This is a genomic window from Streptomyces actuosus (genome assembly GCF_016921115.1).
In the GTDB taxonomy this organism is placed as follows: Bacteria; Actinomycetota; Actinomycetes; order Streptomycetales; family Streptomycetaceae; genus Streptomyces; species Streptomyces actuosus_A.
Window position 1 is genome coordinate 1 of sequence record NZ_JAFFZS010000162.1, and the last position, 494, is coordinate 494.

2 protein-coding genes are annotated in these 494 nt (G+C 44.9%); both read left to right on the plus strand.

What is annotated here, in order from left to right; translation table 11 throughout:
- Positions 1-210: reverse transcriptase domain-containing protein (locus JS756_RS39015; protein WP_205387463.1), on the plus strand; the 210-nt coding region annotated here is incomplete at its 5' end.
- A gap of 21 nt (positions 211-231) precedes the next feature.
- On the plus strand, positions 232-366 hold the full coding sequence (locus JS756_RS39020; protein WP_275892793.1) for a hypothetical protein: 135 nt from the start codon (positions 232-234) through the stop codon (positions 364-366).
- Positions 367-494: the final 128 nt, after the last annotated feature.

Below are 494 nucleotides of genomic sequence, written 5' to 3' on the forward strand. Positions count from 1 at the left end.
GACCTGGATAAGCCAAATTGCATGGAAATTCTGGAAGGATTGCAGGACTTTGACCCAGATGCAACAGAGGGTATGGTCCTAGAGTTGAGAAAGTCCTTATATGGCTTACACCAGTCTGCAAATTTGTGGCATCAGAAGATCACCAGCTTCCTGATGAAGATAGGGTTTAGGCCAATGATGGTGGACCCGAGCGTGTTTATCAACAACTGAGGGTTGATTATAGTGCTATACATGGACAATGTGGTGATATTTGGATGCAAAGAGAAGGAGATTAGTGAGGTGAAGAAGAAGCTCAAGGAGTTCCACCCAATGACAGACTCCAGCATAGTCAATAAGCTTCTTGGAATCCACTTCACCTGGGGGTGAGGATCTATTTGCTTAGATCAAGAGTCCTACACAAGCCAGATCCTTAAGGAATTTGGCATGGCTGAATGCAAGCCATTGCGGATGCCTATTAGCCTGAGTGTTCAACTATCTGATACTGATAGTTCCCG